Origin of the sequence: Pontivivens ytuae, assembly GCF_015679265.1 — a bacterium.
In the GTDB taxonomy this organism is placed as follows: Bacteria; Pseudomonadota; Alphaproteobacteria; order Rhodobacterales; family Rhodobacteraceae; genus Pontivivens; species Pontivivens ytuae.
Genome location: NZ_CP064942.1, coordinates 3,723,940 through 3,745,731 on the forward strand (window position 1 = coordinate 3,723,940; position 21,792 = coordinate 3,745,731).

Consider the following 21,792-nt stretch of genomic DNA (forward strand, 5'->3'; position numbering starts at 1 on the left):
CGGTGGTGGAGCGCGGCCTCGCGTCGTGGAGGCATGATGCGTGGCCCCGCCTTCGTCGCCGCGCTGATCGCGGCTCCGGCGGCGGCGCAGGATCCGGCGCAGGACTGTCCTGCCGCGCCCTCGGACCGGGAGATCCGCGTGACCTATGACAACGGGGTCGCGCAGCGGTTCATCCCCCAGGCCGGAGCGCCGGGCCGCCTCGTGAGCAGCACCGCGCCCTCCGGCATCGCTTGGCAGGCCGTCCGGCATGGTGGGTTGATCGACTATCAGAGCTTCGGCCTCGTGGACGGCATCCGGCTGCCCGTCTACCACGACGACTACGACGCCGGCATCGCGGAGATCTTCCCGTTGCAGGCCTCCCGCAGTGTCGAGGTCGACGGGCTCCGCTACACCTTCCTCAACAGCGGGCTGGCGGTGCGCTGGTCCGATCTGGCCTACACGTTCCGGAACCCCGAACCGCGCCGGCTGCGCGTGGACGTGGGGGTCGAGCAGGTGCTGACGATCGGCGCGTGCTCCTATGCCAGCCTTCCCGTCGAGGTCCATCACTTCGAGGAGGGGGTGGAGGAGGTCGCGCGGATCGAAGCCCTCGACTACCTCCCGCAACTGGGCATCGCCATCATCCGCAAGCTTGAGCGTCCGGCCTTCGATCCGCCGATCACCACATTTGATCCGGTCTCGATCTCCGACGACGCGGGCTGAGACGCCGCCCGCGCCGACCCGAAAGGAGCGTTCATGCCCCACCTTCCTCGGCCCCGTTTCGCCACCCTCGCAGCCCTGCTGATCGCCGCGCCCGCCGCCGCGCAGGCGTGCCCGACCGCGACGACCACCACCGATATCCTCGTGACCTATGAGACCGCTCCGGACGAGCGTTTCACACCGCCGCAGGGCCGGATGGAGAGCCGGGTCGTGCGCCTCGCCCCGCAAGGCGACACGGCCGGAGACGTCGAGATCGTGCGCCTCGCCGGAGTGATCGACCACCAGATCTCCCTGCTGGACGGCGACCGCCACCCCCACACGCTCCTCCTCGTCGAGACGGACCTGTCGCCGCTCCTGCCGCTCACCCCGCACCAGCGCCTGAGCGTCGAGGCCGGGGTCTACCGGTTCACGCCACCGGATGCGAGCGCGCGCGAGATGCGTGAGGCGATCGAGCAATGGCGGCCGGCCACGCTGCGCGTCAGCACCGGCCCCAAGCAGATCGCGACGATCGGGACGTGCCGTTATTCCAGCCTGACGGTCGAGGTCCGCTTCTCCGGACCGGACAGCGAAGAGCCCGAGATCACGAGCTATCTGACCTACCTGCCGGAGCTCGGCATCGCCCTGCGGCAGAGCGACTGGTTCCCCCGATACGACCCGATCATCTACGAGCCGCAGTCGATCTCCACCGTCGCGCCATGACCGCTCCGGTTGACAAGCCGGGCGCCGCGGGGGCACATCCGATGCGACACTTTGTTGAAGCGAGGACCCGCTCATGAACCGCGACACCACCATGACCAAGGCGCTCTGGCCGTCCCAAACCCTGGCGCGCGACGGCGTGCTCATCGTCGGCGCCTCGATCCTCGTGGCGATCGCGGCGCAGGTCAGCATCGGCCAGCCCGTGCCGATCAGCCTGCAGACGCTGGCGATCCTGATCGTGGGCTTCTCGCTCGGTGCCAACCGCGGTGCGGCGGCCCTGATGCTCTATCTCGGCTACGGTGCGGCCGGCCTGCCGGTCTTTGCCAACGGCATGAACGGTGTGGCCTTCGTCGGCCCGACCGCGGGCTTCCTCGTCGGCTTCGTCGGCATGGCCTGGGCCGCGGGCTGGGCGGCGGAGCGCGGCATCGCGCGCGGCTTCTTCGGCACGGCCATCGCGGCACTGATCATCTCCGCACTGCTCTACGTGCCTGGCGTCGCCTGGCCGATGGGTGTCGCAGGTGCCATGGGCATCGAGGCGGGCTGGGTCGGTCTCTCCGCCGACCGCATCTGGGCGGGCTTCGTTGCCCCCTTCCTGCTCGGCGACGCGATCAAGGCCGTGCTGGCCGCGCTCATCGTCTCCGGCGGCTGGAGCCTGATCCGCCGCCGCGGCTGAATCTCTCCAAACCAAAGGAAACGCCGCTCCACACCGGGGCGGCGTTTTTCATTCTCTCTTCGTCAAGTATCCCCGCCGGAGGCCTCGGCCCCGTGCAACCGGGCGAGCGCCCCCTCGCACATCCCCTGCGCCAGCCAGGAGCACCCGACGCAGAGCACCGCCAGATCGCCCGGCGACACCCGCGCGCGCATCCGCGCCTGCGCCTCCTCCCAGCTCAGCACCTCGCCGGGTTCCAGCGCGAGCGCCCGCGCATGCCGCCGGTCGAGTGCCGCGATCCGCATTTCGTTGAGGCAGGCGGTCTCGCGCCGCTTGGGGCAGGGAGTACAGATGTCGTCGCTCTCCGCCACCACCTCGATGGCGGTGTCGGGCGCATCCCGCAGCCCCTCCACGATCCCGGCCATGTTGGCGACGAAGCGGCCCGAATAGCCCTTCCCCTCGAAGCCGAGGGCGCAGAGAAAATGGTGGGGGCGAAAGCGGACCGGCGCCGCCGGGCCGTCAGGCATCCGCCTTCAGCCGCACGCGCCCCGCGGCGATCTGGTCGGTCGGTTCCACCGGGTAGTCGCCCGAGAAGCAGGCGTCGCAGAACTGCGGCTCGGCCGCGCGCCCCTTCTCCCCCGCGGCCCGGTAGAGCCCGTCGAGGGAGACGAAAGCGAGGCTATCCACGTCCAGATGCTCCCGCATCTCCTCGACGCTCATCTGGGCGGCGAGCAGCTTCTCCCGCTCCGGCGTGTCGACCCCGTAGAAGCAGGGCCACTGCGTGGGCGGGGAGGCGATGCGGAAATGGACCTCGGCCGCCCCTGCATCGAGGATCATCTCCTTGATCTTGCGGGAGGTCGTGCCGCGCACCACCGAGTCGTCCACCAGCACCACCCGCTTGCCCCGGATCAGCGCCCGGTTCACGTTGAGCTTCAGGCGCACGCCCATGTTGCGGATCTCCGCCGTCGGCTCGATGAAGGTGCGGCCCATGTACTGGTTGCGGATGATGCCCATGGCGTAGGGGATGCCGCTCTCCTGCGAATAGCCGATCGCGGCGGGCGTGCCGCTGTCCGGCACGGGGCAGACCAGATCCGCCTCAACCGGCGCTTCCTTGGCGAGTTCCACGCCGATCTTCCGCCGCGTCTCGTAGACCGACTGCCCGCCGATCACGCTGTCGGGGCGGGAGAAGTAGACATGCTCGAAGATGCAGAACTTCTTGGGCTTCGCATCGAAGGGGAAAGAGCTCTCGATCCCGTCCGGCGTCGCGATGACCATCTCGCCCGGCGCGATCTCCCGCACGAACTCCGCCCCGATGATGTCGAGCGCGCAGGTCTCGGACGCCATCACCCAGCCCTCGCCGAGGCGGCCGAGCATTAGCGGCCGCACGCCGCGCGGGTCGCGCACGCCAATGAGCTTGGTGCGCGTCATCGCGATGACGGAGAACGCGCCCTCCACCCGGCGCAGCGCATCTTTCATCCGCTCCGGAATGCTCCGCTGGATCGAGCGGGCCATGAGGTGGATGATGCATTCGGTGTCGCTGGAGCTCTGGAAGATCGAGCCGCGGTCGATCAGCTCCGCCCGCAGCTGCTCGGCATTGGTGAGGTTGCCGTTATGCGCGATCGCGCAGCCCCCCATGGCGAACTCGGCAAAGAGCGGCTGCACGTCGCGGATCGCCGCCCCCTTGGAGCCAGAGGTGGAGTAGCGCACATGCCCGCAGGCGATCTGCCCGGGCAATTGCTGCATCACGTCCGAGGAGGTGAAGTTGTCCCGCACATAGCCGAAGCGCCGGACCGAGTTGAACCCGACACCGGGCGCGAAGCTGACGATCCCGCCCGCCTCCTGCCCCCGGTGCTGCAGGGCGTGGAGGCCGAGGGCCACGAAGGTCGCCGCATCCGGCACGCCGATGGCGCCGAAGATACCGCATTCCTCGCGCAGCTTGTCGCCGTTCCAGGCGCTGTCGAACGGATGTCTCGGGAAGGTCATGTGCGGCTCACCCCTCATGCACGACCGATCTTTGCGCGCCTTCTAGCGGCCCGTCACGAGGATGTCACGCGGGCCTTTCGGCGCGGTTTCTCCGGGTGGCGCCGAGGCCGCACATCGGCTGCCCCTTGCAACCGTCCCGGCCGCAGCGCCAGGACCGCCTGCTTACCGTCGCGCCGTCATCCTCGGGCCCGACCCGAGGATCTCCCCGATGCAGCAGATGGCCGGGTCAAGCCCGACCATGACGTCCTTCCTCACCGCCCCGGCCTCCGCGCCGGGGCCGTCCACACCTCTTCCACGGTCCCGGCCCCGCGCCGGGACCGCTCGCAAACGAAGCGCCCTTCATCGAAAGACCCGGATCAGGTCCGGGGTGGTTGCACGGCGAAGCACCCCACCGCCCGGCGGCACCGCCGGGCCGCGCCCGCCCGGACCTCCGCCCGTTCACGCCTCAAACGCTCCACAGGAGCGTTTGCAAGACGGCGTTCACCCTCCCCTCGGAAGGGCGCGTTGGCGATGTCGCTCCCAGAATGTATGACGCCGATGCTTGAGGGCGTGAACATCTCAAGACTGTTCCGCCAGCGCCCTCCAGGTCGGGCGCGGCCCTCAGTTCTCTGAGCTCAGGTGGGAACTGCGTCCCAAACCCCACTTACTCCCCGCAACGCCCCAGCAGTTGCTCGTAGCTCTGGGTGATCTGCGGCGGCATCTCCGTGGGCAGGGCCGCGACCAGCGCGTCCTGGATCGATGCCAGCAGCCCCTGGCTCGCCGCTTCGGCCACCATGGTCTGGATGTCGGCGCCCACCGGCACCTGCTCCAGGATGATAAACGCGACCGCCACTAGCAGCAGGCCACGCGCCACTCCGAACAACAAGCCCAGCCCGCTGTCCACCGGCCCCAGCGCCGAGTTCTGCACGGAGCCCGACAGGAGCGGCGAGAACAGCGACACGATCACCAGCGCGACCACGAAGACCGCGGCAAAGGCCGACAGGATCGCGAGCTGGCAGCTGTCGCCGATGATATCGCGCAGCACCGGCAGCTCCGAAATGATCGGCTCCACCGTGGGCGCAAAGAAGAACGCGGCGATCGCGGCGATGATCCAACCGGCGATGGAGAGCACCTCCCGCACCAGCCCGCGCGAATAGGCGAGCAGGGCGGAGATCAGGACGACGGCCGCGACGCCCCCGTCCACAAGGTTGAACTGCTCCATAAGTCCCTCACCGCTCTTCTATTTCAGTCGATGCCCCCGAAAACGCTTTCCACGAAGCCCGGCAGATCGTCAAGGGTGTCCACGGCGATCGGGTCGGGACCTGTGCGCCGTGTGCCACCCGGCATCAACGCCCGGTTGAACCCGAGCTTCGCCGCCTCCCGCAGCCGCGCCTCGGCCTGCGGCACGGGGCGGAGCGCGCCGGAGAGGCTGATCTCGCCGAAGACGACGGTGCCTTCGGGCAAGGCGTGGTCCTGCCGGGCGCTCACCAGTGCGGTCGCCACGGCAAGGTCCGCCGCGGGCTCGCCGACCCGCAGGCCGCCGGCCACGTTGAGATAGACATCCATGCCCCCGAACCCGATCCCGGCCCGCGCCTCCAGCACCGCGAGGATCATGGCGAGCCGCCCGCTGTCCCAGCCCACCACCGTGCGCCGCGGCGTGGCCAGCGGCGAGGGGGCCACCAGCGCCTGGATCTCGCAGAGCACCGGCCGCGTCCCCTCGATCCCGGCGAAGACGACGGAGCCCGAGGCCTGCCCGCGCTCGCTCAGGAACAGGGCGGAGGGGTTCGCGACCTCGGCGAGGCCCGCGCCGGTCATCTCGAACACCCCGATCTCGTCGGCGGGACCGAAGCGGTTCTTCACCGCGCGCAGGATGCGGAACGGGTGCCCGCGCTCGCCCTCGAAATAGAGCACGGTGTCGACCATGTGCTCCACGACACGCGGTCCCGCGATCTGTCCCTCCTTGGTGACATGACCCACGAGCATCACGCTCACCCCGCGCCGCTTGGCGAAACTGACGAGCTCATGGGCGGCCGCCCGCACCTGGCTGACCGAGCCGGGGGCCGAGTCCACGTGATCGGCCCACATGGTCTGGATCGAGTCGATGATGGCGAGGCGCGGCCGCTCGGCCTCCAGCGTCGTGAGGATGTCGCGCAGGTTGGTCTCGGCCGCGAGCTTCACCGGCGCATCCGCGAGGCCGAGACGCTGGCCGCGCATCCGGACCTGTGCGGCCGCCTCTTCGCCCGAGACATAGACCACGCCCGCACCGGACCGCGCATAGGCGCCCGCAGCCTGCAACAGCAGCGTCGATTTCCCGATCCCCGGATCGCCGCCGACCAAGGTGGCCGAGGCCGGGACGAGCCCGCCACCTAGCACCCGGTCGAGCTCGTCGAGCCCCGAGAGCTGGCGCGGCAGCGGCGCCTCTTCGGCACTCAGATCGGTCAGCTCCACCGTGCGCCCGCGGCTCTTGCCCAGCGCCTTGGGCGCGGCCGAGCCGGTGCCCGCATCCTCGGTAATCGTGTTCCACTCGCCGCAATTCTCGCAGCGCCCGGCCCATTTCTTGTGAACTGTCCCACAAGAGGTGCAGATATAGGAGGTCGTGTTCTTCGCCATCCGTCCCGCCTAGCCCGGCCGGAACGAAACCGCAACATCCGCCTTCGGATTCGTTCAAATATCCATGGCCCTCCCGTGGCGGCCGGGGGCCTCCGGCGGGGATATTTTTCGGACAGATGAAGCTTAGAAGGGCAGGCCCAGCACCAGCGCCGTGCCGAAGAGGGCAAGGGCCAGCGGCAGCAGCCGGGTCCAGCCCGGGGTGACGAAGGTGAGCGCGAGGGCGCAGGCCACCGTGACCGCCCCGGCGATCAGCGCCAGGATCGGCGAGACGAGGGAGATCGTGGCCATGCCCGCCAGCGTGCCGAGCCCCGCGCCCGCATGCAGCCAGCGGCGCAGGCCGTTCGTCACGAATGCCTGCCAGAGCGCCCAAAACATCGCCGCGAAGGCGCCGAAGCCGAGGAGGATGCCGCCCAGCAGTTCGAAGATCGTCACGGCTTCCTCCAGCTCAGCCACAGCGACGCGCCCACGCAGGCGGTGAAGAGCCAGAGGCCCCAGCGCGGCTCGACGCTCGCCCCCGTCATGCCCTTCGCTACGACCACGTAGAGCGCGACGAGGAAGATGTCCGCGAAGGAGAGCCGCGCGATGAAGGGCAGGGCGCGGCCCCAGCCTTCGGGCAGCCGGCCCATCAGCAGCGCTTGCGTGGCGACGACCTTGGCATAGGGAAAGACGATGGCGAGAAGGGCGACGAGCACCGACAGCGCGGCGTCGCTCGACCACAGCTTGACGACGCCCGACAGGATCGAGACGCCCTCGCCGCCGAAGATCCACATCACCCGCGCCTCCATCAGCGGTGCGGCCCACGCGACGGGGTAGAGAAGCAGCAGGGCGGCGTTGATGAGGGCGTCGCGGGTCATTCGGGCCACCGCCCCGGCCCCTGCGCCGAGGCCGCAGAGGTCCGAGGCGCGGCGGAGATCCAAGGGGTTCCGGCTCTACGGCCGGAACGGTTGCAAGGTGAACAACCACCCCGGACCTGATCCGGGGCCGCCGGATGCAGGGTGGTGCGACGAGATCGAGCGGCCCCGGCGCGGGGGCCGGGGCGGTGGCAAGAAGCAGTACCACCCCGGACGTGATCCGGGGCCTTTCGGGGCGACTCCGTTACGGGTTGGCTGTAGCTCGTGGCGCGACGGTCGCATCTCACCGTCATGGTCGGGCCCGATCCGGCCATCTGCTGCATCAGGGGATCCTCGGGTCGAGCCCGAGGATGACGCCACGACGGAAGGCGTGCTGTCCCGGCGCGATGGCCGGGATGGTTCGTGCCCTTGAGAACCCGCACAGCGCTCACCCGATCATACCGCCTCAGCGCACCGTCTCGATCGGGCCCTCGGCGAGGCCGCCGACGAACTGGTGCACGTAAGGGTCGGCGCAGCCGTCCATCTCCGCCACCGTGCCGCACCAGCGGATGCGACCATCGTGCAGCATCGCGACCCGGTCGGCGATGGCGCGCACGCTGGTCATGTCGTGGGTGATCGTCATGCCGGTGGCACCCATCTCGGCCGTGATCTCGCGGATCAGGTCGTTGATGACGCCCGACATGATCGGGTCGAGGCCCGTCGTCGGCTCGTCGAAGAAGATGATCTCCGGATCCGCGGCGATCGCGCGGGCGAGGCTCACCCGCTTCTGCATCCCGCCCGACAGCTCCGCCGGAAGCTGGTCCGCGACCTCCGCCTGCAGGCCCACGCGGCGAAGCTTTTCCACCGCGAGATCGCGCGCGTCCTGCCACTTCATCCCGCCGCGGCGTGCGCGGAAGGCCACGTTCTCCCACACCGGCAGGCTGTCGAAGAGTGCGCCGCCCTGGAACAGCATCCCGAACCGGGCGAGGAAGGCGTCACGGTCCTCCGCGTCCTCCACCGCCTCGCCGTTCAGCCGCACCGTGCCGCCGTCGGGGCGCACGAGGCCCAGGATGCATTTCAGCAGCACCGACTTGCCGGTGCCCGATCCGCCGATGATGACGGTGTTCTGGCCGCGCGGGGCGATCAGGTCGATCTCCCGCAACACGTGCTTGCGCCCGAAACTCTTGCGCAGCCCCTCGATCTCGATCCGCGTACTCATGTGGAGAAGAACAACTCCGTCAGCAGGTAGTTCGCGGCGAAGATCAGGACGGAGGCCGAGACCACCGCATTGGTCGTCGCCCGGCCCACGCCCTGCGCGCCGCGGCCCGAATTGTAGCCCTGATAGCAGCCCATCAGCGCCACGATGAAGCCGAAGACCGCCGCCTTGGCGAGGCCCGAAACCACGTCGCCCACGGTCAGGAAATCGGCCGTAGTATTGATATAGGTCGCCGGATTGAAATCGAGACGTCCGACACCGACCGCCCAGCCGCCCATGATGCCGATGATGTCGCCCACGAAGGTCAGCAGCGGCAGCGCGATGGTCGCCGCGATCAGGCGCGGGACCACGAGATACTTCACGGGATTGGTCGAGAGCGTCTCCAGCGCGTCGATCTGCTCGGTCACGCGCATGGTCCCGATCTCCGCCGCGATCGAGGCCGAGACGCGGCCCGCTACCATCAGCCCCGCGAGCACCGGACCCAGCTCGCGCACCATGCCGATGGCCACGATCGAGGGCACCACGCTTTCGGCGTTGAAGCGCGAGCCCCCGGCGAAGATCTGCAGCGCCAGCGCGCCCCCGGTAAACAGCGTCGTGAGGCCCACCACCGGCAGCGAGTAGTAGCCGATGCGCATGAACTGCCGCCCGATCTCCTTGGGATAGAAGGGTGGGCGCAGCACGTGGCTCACCGCATTCAGCGTGAACAGCACCAGCGCGCCGGTGGCGGTGCACAGGCCGATCACCCCGGCTCCGATCCCGGCGACGAAATTCTGCAGACTGATGAGGACCGGCATGGACGCCTCTTCTTTGGCTCCGGGTCATGTAACGGGCTCGATCAGACCCGCCAAGGGGGCTTTTTGGCCTGATCCGCCCGTTGACGATGGTTTTTACCAATCGTCGCCTTCAACCGACATATCGACGCGCATAGCGCGCGCCAAGGGCCGTCAGCACTTCGTAGCCGATGGTCCCGGCTGCCGCGGCCACCGCGTCGATGCCCTGATGTGGCCCCAGGAGGTCGAGCGTCGCGGGTGCGTCGGCGAGGTCGGTCACGTCCACCGTGATCAGGTCCATGGAGAGACGCCCGACCGCGGGGCAGGGCGTGTCCCCGGACCACAGCGTCAGCCCGGCCCCCAGCGCGCGGAAGAGCCCGTCGGCATAACCCGCGGACAGCGTCGCGATCCGGCTCGGCCGCTGCGCGATCCAGTCCGCGCCGTAGCCCACGCTCTCGCCGACGGCCACGTCCCGGACCTGAATGACCGGCAGCGAAAGCTTAACCACCGGTTGCGCCGCGGCGAAGGGCAGCCCGCCATAGAGCCCGATGCCCGGCCGCGTGAGGTCGAAGGCATAATTCGCCCCCATCAGCGTGCCTCCGGTCGCGGCGAGCGAACGCCGTCCTGCCGGCGCCATCTCGTGAAAGGCGGCGAGCTGAGTGGCGTTCTGCGGATGCTCCGGCGTGTCGGCACAGGCGAGGTGGGACAGGATCAGACGCGGCTCCCCGAGCGTTGGCAGATGGGCGAGATCCGCCGCCTCCAGCCCCAGCCGGTTCATGCCGGTATCGAGCTGGAGAGCGAAAGTGTGCTCCGCCAGATGCGAAGCAAAATCAGATACCTGCTCGATCGAATTCAGACACGGTATCAAGTCATTATCGCGATAAAACCCCGCATCCCCGGCCGCCATCAGCCCCGAAAACACGTAGATCTCCGGCCCGGGCCCCAGCACCTCGCGCAGCGCCACCCCTTCCTCGACCTGTGCGACGAAGAAGCTGCGCGCGCCGTCCTCGGCCAGCGCCCGGGCGACCGGCGCGAGGCCCAGCCCGTAGGCATCGGCCTTCACCACCGCGCCGGTCTCGGCACCCCGGTGGAGCGCCCGCCAGTTCGCGCGGATCGCGCCCAGATCGATTGTCAGCTCCGCCTGCATTCTGCCCTTCAGCGTTAACGAACCGGAAAGGATTTACCGCCTAGAGTTGAATCACGGGGACGGCTTGGGGGAGCCGACAACCGCAGTTGGTGAGGGCGGCCCGCCCGGCCGTCCGGCAATCCCGGCTTCCGGGATAGTGGGGTGCCGGGCAGCCCGGGCGGGCCGTGTCTTCATCACTCTCGACCAATACGCCCGCCGGAGGCGAAGGCCTCAATAGGCGGCCCCCGCCTGCCAGCTCTGCACCAGATCCGAGAACCGCGTGAAGCGCCCTTCGAAGGCGAGCGGGACCGAGCCGATGGGGCCGTGCCGCTGCTTGCCGATGATGACCTCCGCCTTGCCGGAGACCTGCTCCATCAGCTCCTGCCATTTGCGGGTCGCCTCCAGGTCGGTCTCCGACGGCTGCTCGCGCTCGCGATAGTATTCCTCGCGGTAGACGAACATCACGGCGTCCGCGTCCTGCTCGATCGAGCCCGATTCTCGAAGGTCCGAGAGCTGCGGCCGCTTGTCGTCGCGATTCTCCACCTGACGCGAGAGCTGCGACAGCGCGATCACCGGGATCTCCAGCTCCTTCGCGATCGCCTTCAGCCCTTGCGTGATCTCGGAGACCTCGTTCACCCGGCTCTCTGCCGCGCGGCTGCCGGTCCCTTTCAGAAGCTGGAGGTAGTCGACGAAGAGCACGTCGAGCCCGTGCTGCCGCTTCAGTCGTCGCGCGCGCGCCGCCACGGTCGAGATCGGCAGGGCGGGCGTATCGTCGATGAAGAGCGGAATGCGCTCCAGCGTCTTCGCCGCCTCGATGAAGCGCCGGAACTCGTCCGGATCGAGCGAGCCGTCGCGGATCTTGTGGCTGTCCACCTCCGCCTGCTCCGCAAGGATCCGCGCGGCGAGCTGGTCGGAGCTCATCTCCAGCGAGAAGAACCCCACGACGCCGCCATCCACCGTGCCTTCGGTCCCGTCCGTGCGCATCCCCGTCTTGTGCGCCTTCGCGATGTTGAAGGCGATGTTGGTGGACAGCGCCGTTTTCCCCATCGACGGCCGCCCGGCAAGGATCAAAAGGTCCGACTTGTGCAGCCCGCCGAGCTTGTCGTCGAGGTCGCGCAGGCCCGTGGAGATCCCGGCAAGCCGCCCCTCCCGCTGATAGGCGGAGTTCGCGACGTTCACCGCCGTGGTCAGGGCCGCGAGGAACGACTGGAAGCCGCCCTCCACACGCCCCTGTTCGGCGAGCTGGTAGAGCTTCGCCTCCGCCTCGACGATCTGGTCCTTGGGCTCGCTTTCGACCGTGACCGACTTCGCCTTGCCCGAGATCTCCTCCCCGATCTCGATCAGGTTCCGCCGGATCGCGAGGTCATAGATCATCTGCGCGTAGTCGCGCGCCGCGAAGATCGAGATCGCAGCACCCGCGAGCCGCGCGAGATATGCAGGTCCGCCGAGCTCCGCCAGACCGGCATCCTCGGCCAGGAACGCCTTCAGCGTCACCGGCGAGGCGAGCGCGTTCTTCTGGATGCGCCGCGCCGCGGTCTCGTAGATTCGCCGGTGCACCGGGTCGTAGAAATGCGCGGGCTCCACGATTGCCGCGACCTTGTCGTAGACTTCGTTGTTGACGAGGAGCGCGCCTAAGAGCGCCTGTTCCGCCTCGATATTGTGGGGGAGCGGCTGCTCCTCCTCCGCCGCTCCACTGCCGGGAGCGTATCCACCATCAGCCATCCATACGCCTCATCTGCTCGTCCCTGTGCCCAGGGTTGGCCAGCCTTATATCCCGACAAACCCCCATCCCCAGAGTGTTAAGGATGGGGATAAGTGCGAATGCCGGAGCCGTGCCGTGGCGAAAGACTACCCCGAAACACCCGACGGCCGCTACTTCGTCGCGAAGGACCGGCTCTGGCGCAAGACCGACCCGCGGCTGAGCGACACCGAACGGCGCGCCGCGGTGAAGGCCCTGATGAAAGCCCGCCGCGCCGTCCGCGATGCCGCCGACGAGGCCGAGGAACGCGCCGCCCGCGACGCGGTGCAGGCGGCGAAGGAGCGCCTGGGCGAGCGCGGCCCGGTGTGGTGGGAGGACGGCGCACCGGATGAGACCGGCAAGGCGCCCTGGAACTCCAGCTACGCCGACTGGTGGGCGGCGCGCGCTTAACCGCTGGGGCAGGCCGTCGCGAAGCGGGAGGACGGAAAGTCGCGGTCGAGGGTCAGCGGCATCAGCGTCAGCATCCCGTCATCGTCGATCAGGCCCGAGAGCTCATCGAGCATCCCTGCGATCTCCCGCACGAAGGCGGCCTCGCGCGCCGGGTCCGCCTCGCCATGGGCGAAGTCCATCGGGGATTTGCCGAGCCGCCAGGCCAGCGCGTCGATCCGCTCAGGGGAGACGGGATGCGTGCTCGCCGCCCGTCCCTCCGTCACCGGGTCCTGCCACCAGGCGGCCATGTAGTACCAGAACACCCCCATCGGCGCCCCGCCGAGCCGGGCGAAGTGGTCGAGCGCGAAGGCATCCGCCTCCCGCTCCTGCGCCTGGGAGGCCGCGCCCTCCATCCCCGCTTCGTGATCGAGCAGCAGGTGGCCGAGCTCGTGGGCCAGGATGAACTGGATGCCGGAGCTCAGGATCTTGCCCGACACGTCACCGGCGAAGGGATCGGCGAGCGCCGTCTCCCGGTCGATGGCAAACGCCTCCAAGGGCGCGGGGTAGGGGCGCCCTTCGCGCAGCAGACCCCACAGATAGGACTGGATGAAACCCGGCTCGCAGCCGCGCGCCTCGAACCAGGCAAAGAGCGTGGCCACGTCGTCGAAGAAGCGGATCGAGGTCAGCGGCATGCTGATCGTCTGCGTCGCGGGTGCCGCGTAGAAGGAGAGGGGGCTCGGCCCCTCGAGCGGGAAATCGAGGGTCACACCCGCCGCACGCGGGCGCATCTCCCGCGGCAGGTTGCCGAGGATATCCTCGTCGAACACCGCGATGATGGTGGGCACCGCCCGCTCTTCGACCCGCCGCAGGTCGGCGGGGCCGTAGCGGACCTGCGCAGCGCAGAGCGTCGGCAGCAGCATCAGGATCAGGGCGCGGATCAGCATACGACGTGCCTTTCCTCGTAGAACGCGCGGGCTGCGGCGTTCGGGGCGTCGGTGCTCTGGCCGCGGGCCCAGGCGGCGAAGGTGTCGGGCGCGCCCCAGTCCCCGGCCCAGACCGGGCGCATCAGCATCAGCTTGGCGTCGGCCAGATCGTCCTCCAGCCGCGGCGACAGCGAGCCGCCCTCGGCCAGGCAATTCAGGCTCCTCACCCGCCGTTGCGCGATGGTCCGGTCATAGGCGTCGTCCTCCACAGGGGCGGCGTCGCGGCTGGCGCCGAGAAACGCCGGCTGATCGCGCGACGCCACCTGGTCCGGCGCCTCCGCGGCATGAGGATCCACGCTGATCGGGTTCGACAGGCTGACATAGGCGTAGGCGACCAGCGTCAGCAGGACGAAGACCGGCGTGGACAGCACCACCGACCCGCCGATGCCGAGCCCCTTGCTGGGATCCACGTCGAGCTTCTGGACCGAGCGCCAGAAGCCGATCATCACGATGAGGGCGATCAGGAGCACCGCGGCCGTCAGCGTCAGCCGCTCGGCCATGCGGAATGCGACAACGGGATCGGACTGTTCGAACACGCCAACACCTCGCTCTTCGAGTAAAATCGTAACAAAGCGGGTGGGCGCGCGCGAAGTATTTCGCCGTGATTTCCGCGTCAGCGCGCGGTCGTCTTGCTTCTGTAGAGCGTCAGGAACGCCTCCACCGCCGTCGCGGCCTGCCGTTTGCGCGCAGCAGGCCCGAGCTGTGGCTCGCCGAGCAGCACGCGGATCTGGGTGTCGCGGATCACGAGGCCGTAGAGCATGGTGAAGGCCTCGCCCGCATCGTCGAGCGCCAGCACGCCGTCCCCGGCCAGCCGCGCGAGGTAGCCCTCCACCAGCGGCCCGATCCGGTGGCGGCCGGAGGCGAGCAGCAGCGCCGCAAGCTCCGGCGTGCCCATCGCCGCGCGGTTCAGTGCAACGGATGAGGGGCCGGTCAGCAGTCCCAGCAAGCCTTCCGCGAAGCCCGTCAGCACCGTGCGCGGCGGCCCGCCGGCCTCCAGCGCCTTGGTCACACGAATGGCGGCGCGGTCGGCATTGCGCTCCATAACCGCGGCCAACAGCCCCTCGCGCCCGCCGAACCAGCCGTTGAGCGTGCCCTTCGAGGCGCCGGCCCGCCGCGCGATCTCCGCCATCGTGGTCTGGGCGTAGCCGGCCTCGGCCAGCAGCGCCTCGGCCGCGTCGAGGATCGCATCGCGCCGGTCGGCGCGGGCGGCGGCGGGCAGGCGGCCGCGGGGGGCGGGATCGGCGCTCATGGTTGCTCCTTGACATTCGTACCTGTCAGTACGATTAATATGCGTACCGAAGGGTATCAATAGGAGCCTGCGATGACCACCGCCCCCCGCACCGACCTGCCGCTGCGCGACCTGATGACTGGCGCGCTCTACGCCCTGATCCTGCTGCAACTCGTCCAGCTCGCGGCCGGGCTCGCGCAGGTACCGCCGCATCCCGCGTCTGCGGTCCTGCCGATCATCGCCGCCACCGCGGCGCTCGGCCTCTTCGCGCTGCCGCTGGTGCGGGCGGGCCGCCGGGCCGGGGCCTATGTCGGGATCGTCTTCTGCGCCGCCGCGATGATCGGGATGGGGCCGCACAAGCTGTTCCTGCAGGATGGCGGCGTGATCGCACCGGTGGCGCTGACCGGCTTCGCGCTGGAGCTCGCCTTCATCGCAGCCGCCGTGATGTCGCTGCGGCGCTGAGCCCCGGGCGGCTCAGAAGTCCATGCTGAAGCTGAGCCGCCCGCCGTAGCTGACCACCTGTGGATCGCCGATGCCGCCATAGTCGGCCTCCATTCGGAAGCTGCCCGCGCCCTGGCGCCGCTCGTAGCCCGCGCGCATCCGGCCCGTCGCACTCTCGTAGGAGGTCGTCTGGTTCTCCTCGAAATCCATGTCGAAGCCGAGGAACGGCGTGCCCGCATGCCGCGGGTGGCGGTATTCGGCGCGCAGGGCGACGCGGCCGGTCAGGCGCTCGTCCTCCGAGGCGCTGACCTCGCTGCCGCCCTCGGTCTCGTAGCCGCTGGTGAAGGTGTCCTGGTAGTCGATCTGCCCCGAAGGCATCAGCGCGAACGGCCCGACGGAGATGCGCGCCGCCGTCAGTTCGAGCGCCGCATACATCCGGTCGGTGTCGTAATGCCCGGACCCGCTCGTCTCCGACATCACCTCGCCGGAGGCCTGGCCATGCAGCACCCGCCCTTCGAGCACGGCGCGATGGGGCAGGCGGCTCGCGAAATAGGGCCCGGCGAGAAAGCCGGAGCTCTGCCCGTCCACCTCCGCCTCGCCCCCGGTCGCGGCGTGGTCGAAGACCGCCATGACGCCCACCAGCATGTCGCCGCCGATCATGCCGTCGACCCCGGTGCTCAGCGTCATGCTGGTCGTGTCGGTCTTCATGTAGTCGTATTCGCTGAACCGCGCGGCGAGGTCGAACCACGCCGCCCCGGCCCCGCGGGCGAAGGGCGCGGCGCGCCGGGCCTCGATCTTCATCAGGTCGTCGGTGACCATCCCGTCGATATCCACCGTCATCGCGCTGCTCGAAAAGCTGAGCGGCGCCATCCGCTCCTCACAACCGTAGCTGCGGCCGTCGCAGACCGGATCGCGGCCGGGGGTGAAGCGCAGCAGGCTCGTCATGCTCGGCCGCCGCACCGCACCGCGGACCCGGCCGGAGAGGCGCTGGTTGATGTAGCTCATACCCGGCTCGGCGCGCATCGCGTCGCGGTGATGGCGCACCGCGATCCGCGTGACGGAGCGGAGCTGGCTGCCATCATCGGCAAGGATCACGGCGGGGGCGGCCGGAAGCTCCTCCTGCACATGCAGCGCGCACTCGGCGGGGAGCACGGCGCCGGGCACCTGCGGCTCGCTGCCCGTGATCACCAGCGCGTCGCCGTCAAACGTGAAGGTATAGGTGTCCTGCCCGGTATCGTTGGCGCAGTCCGCCGCGGTCAGGACCCAGTTGCCGCCGGTATCGCCGAAGGCCTCGACCGAGGCGATCGTGTAGGCGACGCGCAGCACCTCCCCGTCCTCGGCACGGTGCTGCACGGTGGCGGGCAGGGCGATCTCGTCGCGCTCCAGCGCGGGACCGGAGGAGCGCCGCTCCATGCCCAGCGTGACGGTGGCCGAGATCGGGATGCCGCTCGGCCCCGTGACCTCGGCAACGGAAAGGGAGACATGCTGCGCCGCGTCCTGTGCGACCGCGGCACCCGTCGCCGCTGCCAGCAAAAGACCGGCCCGGCACATCTGCCGGGCCCCAGCGAACAACGCCAACTCACACATGACCTACTGTCCCAAACGCGTGAGGTCGTCCGGCTCTTCGCGTCCGTAACGGCCCCGTGCACCCGGTCCGGCGCACTTCTTATGGAGACAAGCTATACGGGAGAATTGGGCAACTTCGTGTCAACCAAGGGCTGATCTGACCCAAGGGCCGAATTCGTGGCTCCCATGCCACGTGGCGAAGATGCATCGTTAGGGGGTGCCGGGGCCAGGACGGGGACTGTCCGAGCGTGAGGCCCCGGCGATCGCACGTGCTCCTGGCACGCGAGCGCGTGCGATCAGTCGTTGTCCTCTGCCTCGTTCAGCATCTGGACAAGCTCGCTGAGGGTGTACTGCGTCGGATCGACGTCGAGCGAACAGCCGAGCTGTTCCTTGGACTCGCGCGTCGCGACGTTGAGGCTCTCCTCCGCGTGGACAATCTCCAGCGGGTCGCGGTTGACGCAGTCCGGATCGTCCTCGCTGAGGCGCTTGAGCATGACGAGCTCGCTCAGCGTGTAGTCCTCCGGATCGACGCCGAGCGAGCCTGCGAGCTGGCCCGTCGCCGCATGGGAGGTATCGGGCGGATCGCTGAACAGCGCCTGCAGGCGGCGGTTCATGTCCTGCGTGCTGATGTCGGCTTCCATGATGGCCTTCATCTGCGCGAGTTCCGAGGCGCTGAAGGCATCGGGATCGACACCGAGCTCGAGCGCCAGCTCTTCGTGCCCGGTCTCCGGCTCCTGCGCGGAGAGGGGAAGGACCACGGCGAGAGCCAGCACGGCGGTGAGAGTCGCAATGCGCGACATGAGCGTTTCCTCCTGTTCTTGTTGGGTGGGCCGCATTCGGGGCGGCCTGTGGATAGATCGTAGGAGCAGCCGGGCCGGGCGGTGTTGACGGGCGTCAAAGGGCGGTCTGGGGGCTTTCGGTGGGAGATCCCCGGGGCGAGCCCGACGATGACGGCCCCCGATCGATCGACCCGCCGCGCTATCAACCAACACTACTCCGCCCGGAATCAAGCCGAAGGCGCCGGGCGAGCGCCTGCGCCGGTTATCGGATGTACCACCCCGGACTTGATCCGGGGTCTCGTGCCGCATAGCGCGCCGGTCTCGGCGCTGCGACCGGGATGGTGCTTCGTAGCGCCCTCAACGAAGTCCCAGCCCGCTTGGCGCCTGACCAAGCACCACCCCGCCCGGAACAAGCCGAAGGCGCCGGGCGAGCGCCTGCCCGTTCAGGCGGGCTGGCGCTTTGCAGTGGAGCGCGCTGGGGCAACCGAGCAATGACCTTGCCGGGATAAAGCACGCCGTTCAGAGGTAGGGAGCGCCATCCCACGAGCAGGCGCGCGCCCGGCTTGCGATGCGCATGTGCAGAGGTGCGGCGTCGTCGCCTTGTCATGCCGAGGGGCTAGAGACGTCCGAGTGGGCTACTGGCTGTTCCGCGAGGTTTCAGACCTGACCGCAGCGCTTTCCGGCGAGGAGCACATGGGCATCCGCAACTACCTGATCGAAGGCGTCTCGGGCACCGGCAAGACCTCGGTCTGCCACGAACTCCGCCGCCGCGGCCATCGCGCGCTGAACGGAGATCGGGATCTGGCCTACAAAGGCGATCCGGTAACCGGAGCGCCTGTGCAGGCACCCGTAGACGCTTCGGACGTGGATCGCGTCGCCTGGGTTCACGCGCATCAGATCTGGGACATCCGGAAAGTCCGGTCCATCGTCGCCGACCGAAGCCAAGCGATGTCCTTCCTGTGCGGCGGCTCGCGGAACTTCGCGCAGTTCGTCGATTGGTTCGACGACGTCTTCGTGCTGGAGATCGACCGCGAGACGCTGGAGCGCCGCCTCGACCAGCGGCCGGACGACGAGTTCGGAGGACGGCCCGAGGAGCGCGCGCTGATCCTCAGGCTGCACACGACGCGCGAGGATGTTCCGCAGAATGCCGTTGCTATCGACGCAACCGCACCACTTGAGCAGGTCGTTGACGAGATCCTGCGGAGGTGCAGTTAGCGCACCCCGCCCGGAATCAAGCCGAAGGCGCCGGGCGAGCGCCTGCCCGTCCCGGCGGGCTGGCGCTTTGCAGTGGAGTGCGTTGCTGCAACGAAGCAATGACCTTGCCGGGATAAAGCATGCCGCTCAGAGGTGTGCAGCGCCATCCCACGGGCAGGCGCGCGGCCGGCTTTTGTGGCGCCAGTTTGAAAAAACTTAGACACCACCCCGGACTTGATCCGGGGTCTTTGGGAACGGAGCGCGTCGGTCCGGACGGTCCCGGCGCTGCGGCCGGGACGGTGCTCTTTGGGAAACCCAAACGAAAAACCCCGCCCGGATCGCTCCGTGCGGGGTCTGTCTCGCAGCAGCCGGTGAGGATCAGACCTCGGGCTGCTCGTCGTCCTCGGCCGGGGCGTCCTCGATGGGCGCCGCGAGGTCGTCGTCGTCGCGGGCGGCTGCACCCACATCGTCGAAGAGCTCGGCGATGTCGAACTCGGCCTCGGCGTCTTCCTCTGCGCGGATGTCGGCGATCGACTTGCCCTGCGCCTGGATCTCGGCCTCTTCGGTCGAACGGGCGACGTTGACGGTGATGGTCGCCGACACCTCGGGGTGCAGCACCACTTCCATCTCGTGCAGGCCCAGTTCCTTGATCGGCTGGTCGAGCACGATCTGCCGGCGCTCGACGGTGAAGCCGTTCTCGGTCGCCGCATCGGCCGCGTCACGGGTGGTGACGGAGCCGTAGAGCGAGCCCGCATCCGACGCAGAGCGGATCACCACGAAGGTCTGGCCGTCGAGCTTCTCGGCGAGGCTCTCGGCTTCCTTCTTGGTTTCGAGGTTGCGCGCTTCGAGCTGTGCCTTCTGCGCCTCGAACTTCGCCTTGTTGGCGTCGTTCGCGCGCAGCGCCTTGCCCTGGGGCAGCAGGAAGTTGCGGGCGTAGCCCGGCTTGACGCTCACGATCTCGCCCATCTGGCCGAGCTTCGCGACACGTTCCAGAAGAATCACGTCCATGGATCTACCCTCACTTCACGGCGTAGGGCAGCAGCGCGAGGAAGCGGGCGCGCTTGATGGCCTTGGCCAGCTCGCGCTGCTTCTTCGCGGACACTGCGGTGATGCGGGACGGGACGATCTTGCCGCGCTCGGAGATGTAGCGCTGGAGCAGTTTGACGTCCTTGTAGTCGATCTTCGGCGCGTTCTCGCCCGAGAACGGGCAGGACTTGCGTCGGCGGAAAAACGGTTTGCGTGCCATGTGGTCCTACTCCTTCGATCAGTCGCGGCGCGGGCCGCGGTCGCGGCGGGGGCCACGCTCGTCGCGGGCATTCTTCGCCTGGATGACGGCCGACGGGCCTTCCTCGTGCTCGTCCACGCGGACGGTGAGGACGCGCATCACGTCGTCATGGAGCCGCATCAGGCGCTCCATCTCCTGCACGGCGGCGGAGGGGGCGTCGGACCGCATGTAGGCGTAGTGCCCCTTGCGGTTCTTGTTGATCTTGTAGGCCATGGTCTTCAGACCCCAGTACTCGGTGTCCGAGACGGAGCCGCCATTGTCGGTGAGCACCTGCTGGAAGTGCTCGATCAGGCCCTCGGCCTGGGCGGTGGACAGGTCCTGCCGCGCGATGAAGGTATGCTCGTAGAGAGCCATGGGTTCACCATCTGTCGGGCGCGCTTCAAAATGGACCCCGGTATCCCGGCGCGGGGCCATACGAGAGGCGACGCGGTTCATCGAACTGCGCCGGGAATGCGGCCTTATACGCGTGCGGCGCAGGGATGCAAGGGGTCTGGGCTCTTTGGTGCGGAGGGGTGCGCCTGGCCCGGAGGGTGCTTCGGAGAGCTACCACCCCGGACTTGATCCGGGGTCTTTCGATGAGGGGCGCTTCGCTGGGGAGCGGTCCCGGCGCTGCGGCCGGGACGGTAGGGCTTAGTGTCATGGTCGGGCTTGACCCGGCCATCTCGTGATCCCGGAGACCCTCGGGGCGAGCCCAAGAGTGACAGCGGGCGATGGTTGAGCGGTTCCGGCACTGCGGCCGGGACGGTGGCTCGTCAACCACCCTCAATGATACCGCTGGCCCACCTGCAGCACGGTGCCGTCGGCGCGGGTGATCTCGTGGGCGTAGAGCTCCAGCACCAGTTCGTCGTCGACATAGCCATGCACCGTCACGGGCTCGCCGAGCTCCACCGGCGGCGTGCTCGAACTGAAATAGACGGGAATGTTGCCGGTCTCGTCGGCGAGGATGAACTCGTCGTCGTCCATCACCTTGTCGACCGTGCCCGAGATGGTGACCATCGTGCCGCGCTGGATCTCCGCGATCGTGATGATCTGGGCGAGGGCGGGGGAGGCGAACAGGATCGCCAACAGGGCCAGCGCGGCACGCATGGATATCTCCTAAGTCGATGGGACTGCACTGCTTTTGGAGATGGGTGCGGCAAAGTGGCGGTTCAAGACGAACCTGCCCACGCCATGTGCGTAAATTGCGCCCCGGACCGCAGTGGCGTTGGTCCGGCCCCGGTCCGGGGCGCTCTCCGGGGGGAGGTTATTCGTAGCGGCGGTCGAGCGTGACCACGGTGCCGTCGGCGCGGGTGATCTCGCGCGCATAGATCTCCTTGAACACGTCGTTGTCCACGAAGCCGCTGACGGTGACCATCTCGCCCACATCCGCCGGCACCCAGTTGGGACCGACATAGACGCGGATGTTGCCGGTCTCGTCGCTCAGGCGGAACTCGTCCTCGTCGAGGAGACGTTCGACGACGCCGCTCACGGTCGTCATGCTCCCGCGCTCCACGTCGGCGATGGGGGTGATGTTGGCAAAGGCGGGCGCGGCCGCGACGAGGCCGGCAAGGACGAGGGCAAGACGCATGGAGGGACTCCTAACAATCTGATTTCGCGAAACGATTACCTGTGCGACGCACCCTGATGACGTGGT

Annotated in this window: 26 protein-coding genes; 6 read left to right on the plus strand and 20 right to left on the minus strand. The window is 68.7% G+C overall.

All coding sequences use genetic code 11. The features are described from left to right. Window positions 1-36: 36 nt before the first annotated feature. From I0K15_RS18505 to I0K15_RS18515, 3 genes are all read left to right on the plus strand, one after another. On the plus strand, window positions 37-699 hold the full coding sequence (locus tag I0K15_RS18505; protein ID WP_196102953.1) for a hypothetical protein: 663 nt from the start codon (window positions 37-39) through the stop codon (window positions 697-699). A gap of 33 nt (window positions 700-732) precedes the next feature. Beyond that, window positions 733-1,395, plus strand: a complete 663-nt coding sequence (locus I0K15_RS18510; RefSeq protein WP_196102954.1) for a hypothetical protein — start codon at window positions 733-735, stop codon at window positions 1,393-1,395. A gap of 73 nt (window positions 1,396-1,468) precedes the next feature. Next, the gene (locus I0K15_RS18515) at window positions 1,469-2,065 is read left to right on the plus strand and encodes a biotin transporter BioY (protein ID WP_196102955.1); all 597 of its coding nucleotides are present in this window, start codon (window positions 1,469-1,471) and stop codon (window positions 2,063-2,065) included. Window positions 2,066-2,127: 62 nt separating this feature from the next. On the opposite strand, the gene I0K15_RS18520 is transcribed toward I0K15_RS18515, so the two are convergent. The 10 genes from I0K15_RS18520 to I0K15_RS18565 form a co-directional block, all read right to left on the minus strand. Then, the gene (locus tag I0K15_RS18520) at window positions 2,128-2,568 is read right to left on the minus strand and encodes a DUF1284 domain-containing protein (RefSeq protein ID WP_196102956.1); all 441 of its coding nucleotides are present in this window, start codon (window positions 2,566-2,568) and stop codon (window positions 2,128-2,130) included. Continuing rightward, window positions 2,561-4,024, minus strand: a complete 1,464-nt coding sequence (gene purF, locus I0K15_RS18525) for an amidophosphoribosyltransferase (protein WP_196102957.1) — start codon at window positions 4,022-4,024, stop codon at window positions 2,561-2,563. Before purF ends, I0K15_RS18520 begins: the two co-directional genes overlap by 8 nt. A 643-nt stretch (window positions 4,025-4,667) precedes the next feature. Further along, on the minus strand, window positions 4,668-5,225 hold the full coding sequence (locus I0K15_RS18530) for a CvpA family protein (RefSeq protein WP_196102958.1): 558 nt from the start codon (window positions 5,223-5,225) through the stop codon (window positions 4,668-4,670). 23 nt (window positions 5,226-5,248) lie between these two features. Continuing rightward, window positions 5,249-6,613, minus strand: coding sequence for a DNA repair protein RadA (radA, locus tag I0K15_RS18535; protein WP_196102959.1), 1,365 nt, complete (start codon window positions 6,611-6,613; stop codon window positions 5,249-5,251). 123 nt (window positions 6,614-6,736) lie between these two features. Next, the gene (locus I0K15_RS18540) at window positions 6,737-7,045 is read right to left on the minus strand and encodes a hypothetical protein (RefSeq protein WP_196102960.1); all 309 of its coding nucleotides are present in this window, start codon (window positions 7,043-7,045) and stop codon (window positions 6,737-6,739) included. Next, window positions 7,042-7,467 (minus strand): paraquat-inducible protein A, encoded by a 426-nt coding sequence (locus I0K15_RS18545; RefSeq protein ID WP_196102961.1) that lies wholly within the window; start codon window positions 7,465-7,467, stop codon window positions 7,042-7,044. The genes I0K15_RS18540 and I0K15_RS18545 overlap by 4 nt, the downstream gene beginning before the upstream one ends. A 442-nt stretch (window positions 7,468-7,909) precedes the next feature. Then, window positions 7,910-8,662 carry an ABC transporter ATP-binding protein gene (locus I0K15_RS18550; RefSeq protein ID WP_196102962.1) on the minus strand — a complete coding sequence of 251 codons (753 nt, stop codon included), beginning with the start codon at window positions 8,660-8,662 and terminating at the stop codon, window positions 7,910-7,912. Then, entirely contained in the window at window positions 8,659-9,453 is a 795-nt protein-coding gene (locus tag I0K15_RS18555; RefSeq protein WP_196102963.1) for an MlaE family ABC transporter permease, read from the minus strand. The genes I0K15_RS18550 and I0K15_RS18555 overlap by 4 nt, the downstream gene beginning before the upstream one ends. Before the next feature lie 109 nt (window positions 9,454-9,562). Next, window positions 9,563-10,576, minus strand: coding sequence for an alanine racemase (alr, locus tag I0K15_RS18560; RefSeq protein WP_196102964.1), 1,014 nt, complete (start codon window positions 10,574-10,576; stop codon window positions 9,563-9,565). Between the two features lie 210 nt (window positions 10,577-10,786). Further along, complete coding sequence (locus I0K15_RS18565) at window positions 10,787-12,277, minus strand: replicative DNA helicase (RefSeq protein WP_196102965.1); 1,491 nt, start codon at window positions 12,275-12,277, stop codon at window positions 10,787-10,789. A 115-nt stretch (window positions 12,278-12,392) separates the two neighbouring features. On the opposite strand from I0K15_RS18565, the gene I0K15_RS18570 reads away from it, so the two are divergent. Further along, complete coding sequence (locus tag I0K15_RS18570) at window positions 12,393-12,704, plus strand: hypothetical protein (protein WP_196102966.1); 312 nt, start codon at window positions 12,393-12,395, stop codon at window positions 12,702-12,704. Here I0K15_RS18570 and I0K15_RS18575 read toward each other — a convergent pair. The 3 genes from I0K15_RS18575 to I0K15_RS18585 form a co-directional block, all read right to left on the minus strand. Then, the gene (locus I0K15_RS18575) at window positions 12,701-13,627 is read right to left on the minus strand and encodes a M48 family metalloprotease (protein WP_196102967.1); all 927 of its coding nucleotides are present in this window, start codon (window positions 13,625-13,627) and stop codon (window positions 12,701-12,703) included. The two genes, I0K15_RS18570 and I0K15_RS18575, sit on opposite strands and share 4 nt — an antisense overlap. Then, the gene (locus I0K15_RS18580; RefSeq protein ID WP_196102968.1) at window positions 13,621-14,202 is read right to left on the minus strand and encodes a hypothetical protein; all 582 of its coding nucleotides are present in this window, start codon (window positions 14,200-14,202) and stop codon (window positions 13,621-13,623) included. Before I0K15_RS18580 ends, I0K15_RS18575 begins: the two co-directional genes overlap by 7 nt. 77 nt (window positions 14,203-14,279) lie before the next feature. Beyond that, complete coding sequence (locus I0K15_RS18585; protein WP_196102969.1) at window positions 14,280-14,915, minus strand: TetR/AcrR family transcriptional regulator; 636 nt, start codon at window positions 14,913-14,915, stop codon at window positions 14,280-14,282. 72 nt (window positions 14,916-14,987) lie between these two features. Between I0K15_RS18585 and I0K15_RS18590 the strand changes: the two genes are divergently transcribed. Next, window positions 14,988-15,356 carry a hypothetical protein gene (locus I0K15_RS18590; RefSeq protein ID WP_196102970.1) on the plus strand — a complete coding sequence of 123 codons (369 nt, stop codon included), beginning with the start codon at window positions 14,988-14,990 and terminating at the stop codon, window positions 15,354-15,356. A gap of 12 nt (window positions 15,357-15,368) precedes the next feature. On the opposite strand, the gene I0K15_RS18595 is transcribed toward I0K15_RS18590, so the two are convergent. Next, entirely contained in the window at window positions 15,369-16,907 is a 1,539-nt protein-coding gene (locus I0K15_RS18595; RefSeq protein ID WP_196102971.1) for an autotransporter outer membrane beta-barrel domain-containing protein, read from the minus strand. 290 nt (window positions 16,908-17,197) lie between these two features. Next, the gene (locus tag I0K15_RS18600; RefSeq protein WP_196102972.1) at window positions 17,198-17,701 is read right to left on the minus strand and encodes a hypothetical protein; all 504 of its coding nucleotides are present in this window, start codon (window positions 17,699-17,701) and stop codon (window positions 17,198-17,200) included. A 609-nt stretch (window positions 17,702-18,310) separates the two neighbouring features. Between I0K15_RS18600 and I0K15_RS18605 the strand changes: the two genes are divergently transcribed. Beyond that, window positions 18,311-18,895, plus strand: coding sequence for an AAA family ATPase (locus I0K15_RS18605; protein ID WP_230374181.1), 585 nt, complete (start codon window positions 18,311-18,313; stop codon window positions 18,893-18,895). A gap of 357 nt (window positions 18,896-19,252) precedes the next feature. Here I0K15_RS18605 and rplI read toward each other — a convergent pair whose 3' ends face one another. The 5 genes from rplI to I0K15_RS18630 form a co-directional block, all read right to left on the minus strand. Continuing rightward, window positions 19,253-19,882, minus strand: coding sequence for a 50S ribosomal protein L9 (gene rplI, locus I0K15_RS18610; RefSeq protein ID WP_196102973.1), 630 nt, complete (start codon window positions 19,880-19,882; stop codon window positions 19,253-19,255). A 10-nt stretch (window positions 19,883-19,892) separates the two neighbouring features. Continuing rightward, complete coding sequence (gene rpsR / locus I0K15_RS18615) at window positions 19,893-20,120, minus strand: 30S ribosomal protein S18 (protein ID WP_196102974.1); 228 nt, start codon at window positions 20,118-20,120, stop codon at window positions 19,893-19,895. Between the two features lie 18 nt (window positions 20,121-20,138). Continuing rightward, complete coding sequence (gene rpsF / locus I0K15_RS18620; RefSeq protein WP_196102975.1) at window positions 20,139-20,513, minus strand: 30S ribosomal protein S6; 375 nt, start codon at window positions 20,511-20,513, stop codon at window positions 20,139-20,141. Window positions 20,514-20,921: 408 nt separating this feature from the next. After that, entirely contained in the window at window positions 20,922-21,245 is a 324-nt protein-coding gene (locus I0K15_RS18625; RefSeq protein WP_196102976.1) for a hypothetical protein, read from the minus strand. Between the two features lie 157 nt (window positions 21,246-21,402). Continuing rightward, window positions 21,403-21,726 (minus strand): hypothetical protein, encoded by a 324-nt coding sequence (locus tag I0K15_RS18630; RefSeq protein ID WP_196102977.1) that lies wholly within the window; start codon window positions 21,724-21,726, stop codon window positions 21,403-21,405. Between the last annotated feature and the right edge of the window lie 66 nt (window positions 21,727-21,792).

Bases quoted from the DNA above. Each gene is read 5' to 3' on its own strand.
- I0K15_RS18520 (WP_196102956.1), bottom strand. From the start codon at position 2,568: ATGCCTGACGGCCCGGCGGCGCCGGTCCGCTTTCGCCCCCACCATTTT.
- I0K15_RS18575 (WP_196102967.1), bottom strand. From the start codon at position 13,627: ATGCTGATCCGCGCCCTGATCCTGATGCTGCTGCCGACGCTCTGCGCT.
- I0K15_RS18515 (WP_196102955.1), top strand. From the start codon at position 1,469: ATGAACCGCGACACCACCATGACCAAGGCGCTCTGGCCGTCCCAAACC.
- alr (WP_196102964.1), bottom strand. From the start codon at position 10,576: ATGCAGGCGGAGCTGACAATCGATCTGGGCGCGATCCGCGCGAACTGG.
- I0K15_RS18530 (WP_196102958.1), bottom strand. From the start codon at position 5,225: ATGGAGCAGTTCAACCTTGTGGACGGGGGCGTCGCGGCCGTCGTCCTG.
- rpsF (WP_196102975.1), bottom strand. From the start codon at position 20,513: ATGGCTCTCTACGAGCATACCTTCATCGCGCGGCAGGACCTGTCCACC.
- I0K15_RS18585 (WP_196102969.1), bottom strand. From the start codon at position 14,915: ATGAGCGCCGATCCCGCCCCCCGCGGCCGCCTGCCCGCCGCCGCCCGC.
- I0K15_RS18565 (WP_196102965.1), bottom strand. From the start codon at position 12,277: ATGGCTGATGGTGGATACGCTCCCGGCAGTGGAGCGGCGGAGGAGGAG.
- I0K15_RS18600 (WP_196102972.1), bottom strand. From the start codon at position 17,701: ATGTCGCGCATTGCGACTCTCACCGCCGTGCTGGCTCTCGCCGTGGTC.
- rplI (WP_196102973.1), bottom strand. From the start codon at position 19,882: ATGGACGTGATTCTTCTGGAACGTGTCGCGAAGCTCGGCCAGATGGGC.
- I0K15_RS18550 (WP_196102962.1), bottom strand. From the start codon at position 8,662: ATGAGTACGCGGATCGAGATCGAGGGGCTGCGCAAGAGTTTCGGGCGC.
- I0K15_RS18590 (WP_196102970.1), top strand. From the start codon at position 14,988: ATGACCACCGCCCCCCGCACCGACCTGCCGCTGCGCGACCTGATGACT.
- I0K15_RS18625 (WP_196102976.1), bottom strand. From the start codon at position 21,245: ATGCGTGCCGCGCTGGCCCTGTTGGCGATCCTGTTCGCCTCCCCCGCC.
- I0K15_RS18505 (WP_196102953.1), top strand. From the start codon at position 37: ATGCGTGGCCCCGCCTTCGTCGCCGCGCTGATCGCGGCTCCGGCGGCG.
- I0K15_RS18630 (WP_196102977.1), bottom strand. From the start codon at position 21,726: ATGCGTCTTGCCCTCGTCCTTGCCGGCCTCGTCGCGGCCGCGCCCGCC.
- I0K15_RS18555 (WP_196102963.1), bottom strand. From the start codon at position 9,453: ATGCCGGTCCTCATCAGTCTGCAGAATTTCGTCGCCGGGATCGGAGCC.
- I0K15_RS18545 (WP_196102961.1), bottom strand. From the start codon at position 7,467: ATGACCCGCGACGCCCTCATCAACGCCGCCCTGCTGCTTCTCTACCCC.
- purF (WP_196102957.1), bottom strand. From the start codon at position 4,024: ATGACCTTCCCGAGACATCCGTTCGACAGCGCCTGGAACGGCGACAAG.
- rpsR (WP_196102974.1), bottom strand. From the start codon at position 20,120: ATGGCACGCAAACCGTTTTTCCGCCGACGCAAGTCCTGCCCGTTCTCG.
- I0K15_RS18510 (WP_196102954.1), top strand. From the start codon at position 733: ATGCCCCACCTTCCTCGGCCCCGTTTCGCCACCCTCGCAGCCCTGCTG.
- radA (WP_196102959.1), bottom strand. From the start codon at position 6,613: ATGGCGAAGAACACGACCTCCTATATCTGCACCTCTTGTGGGACAGTT.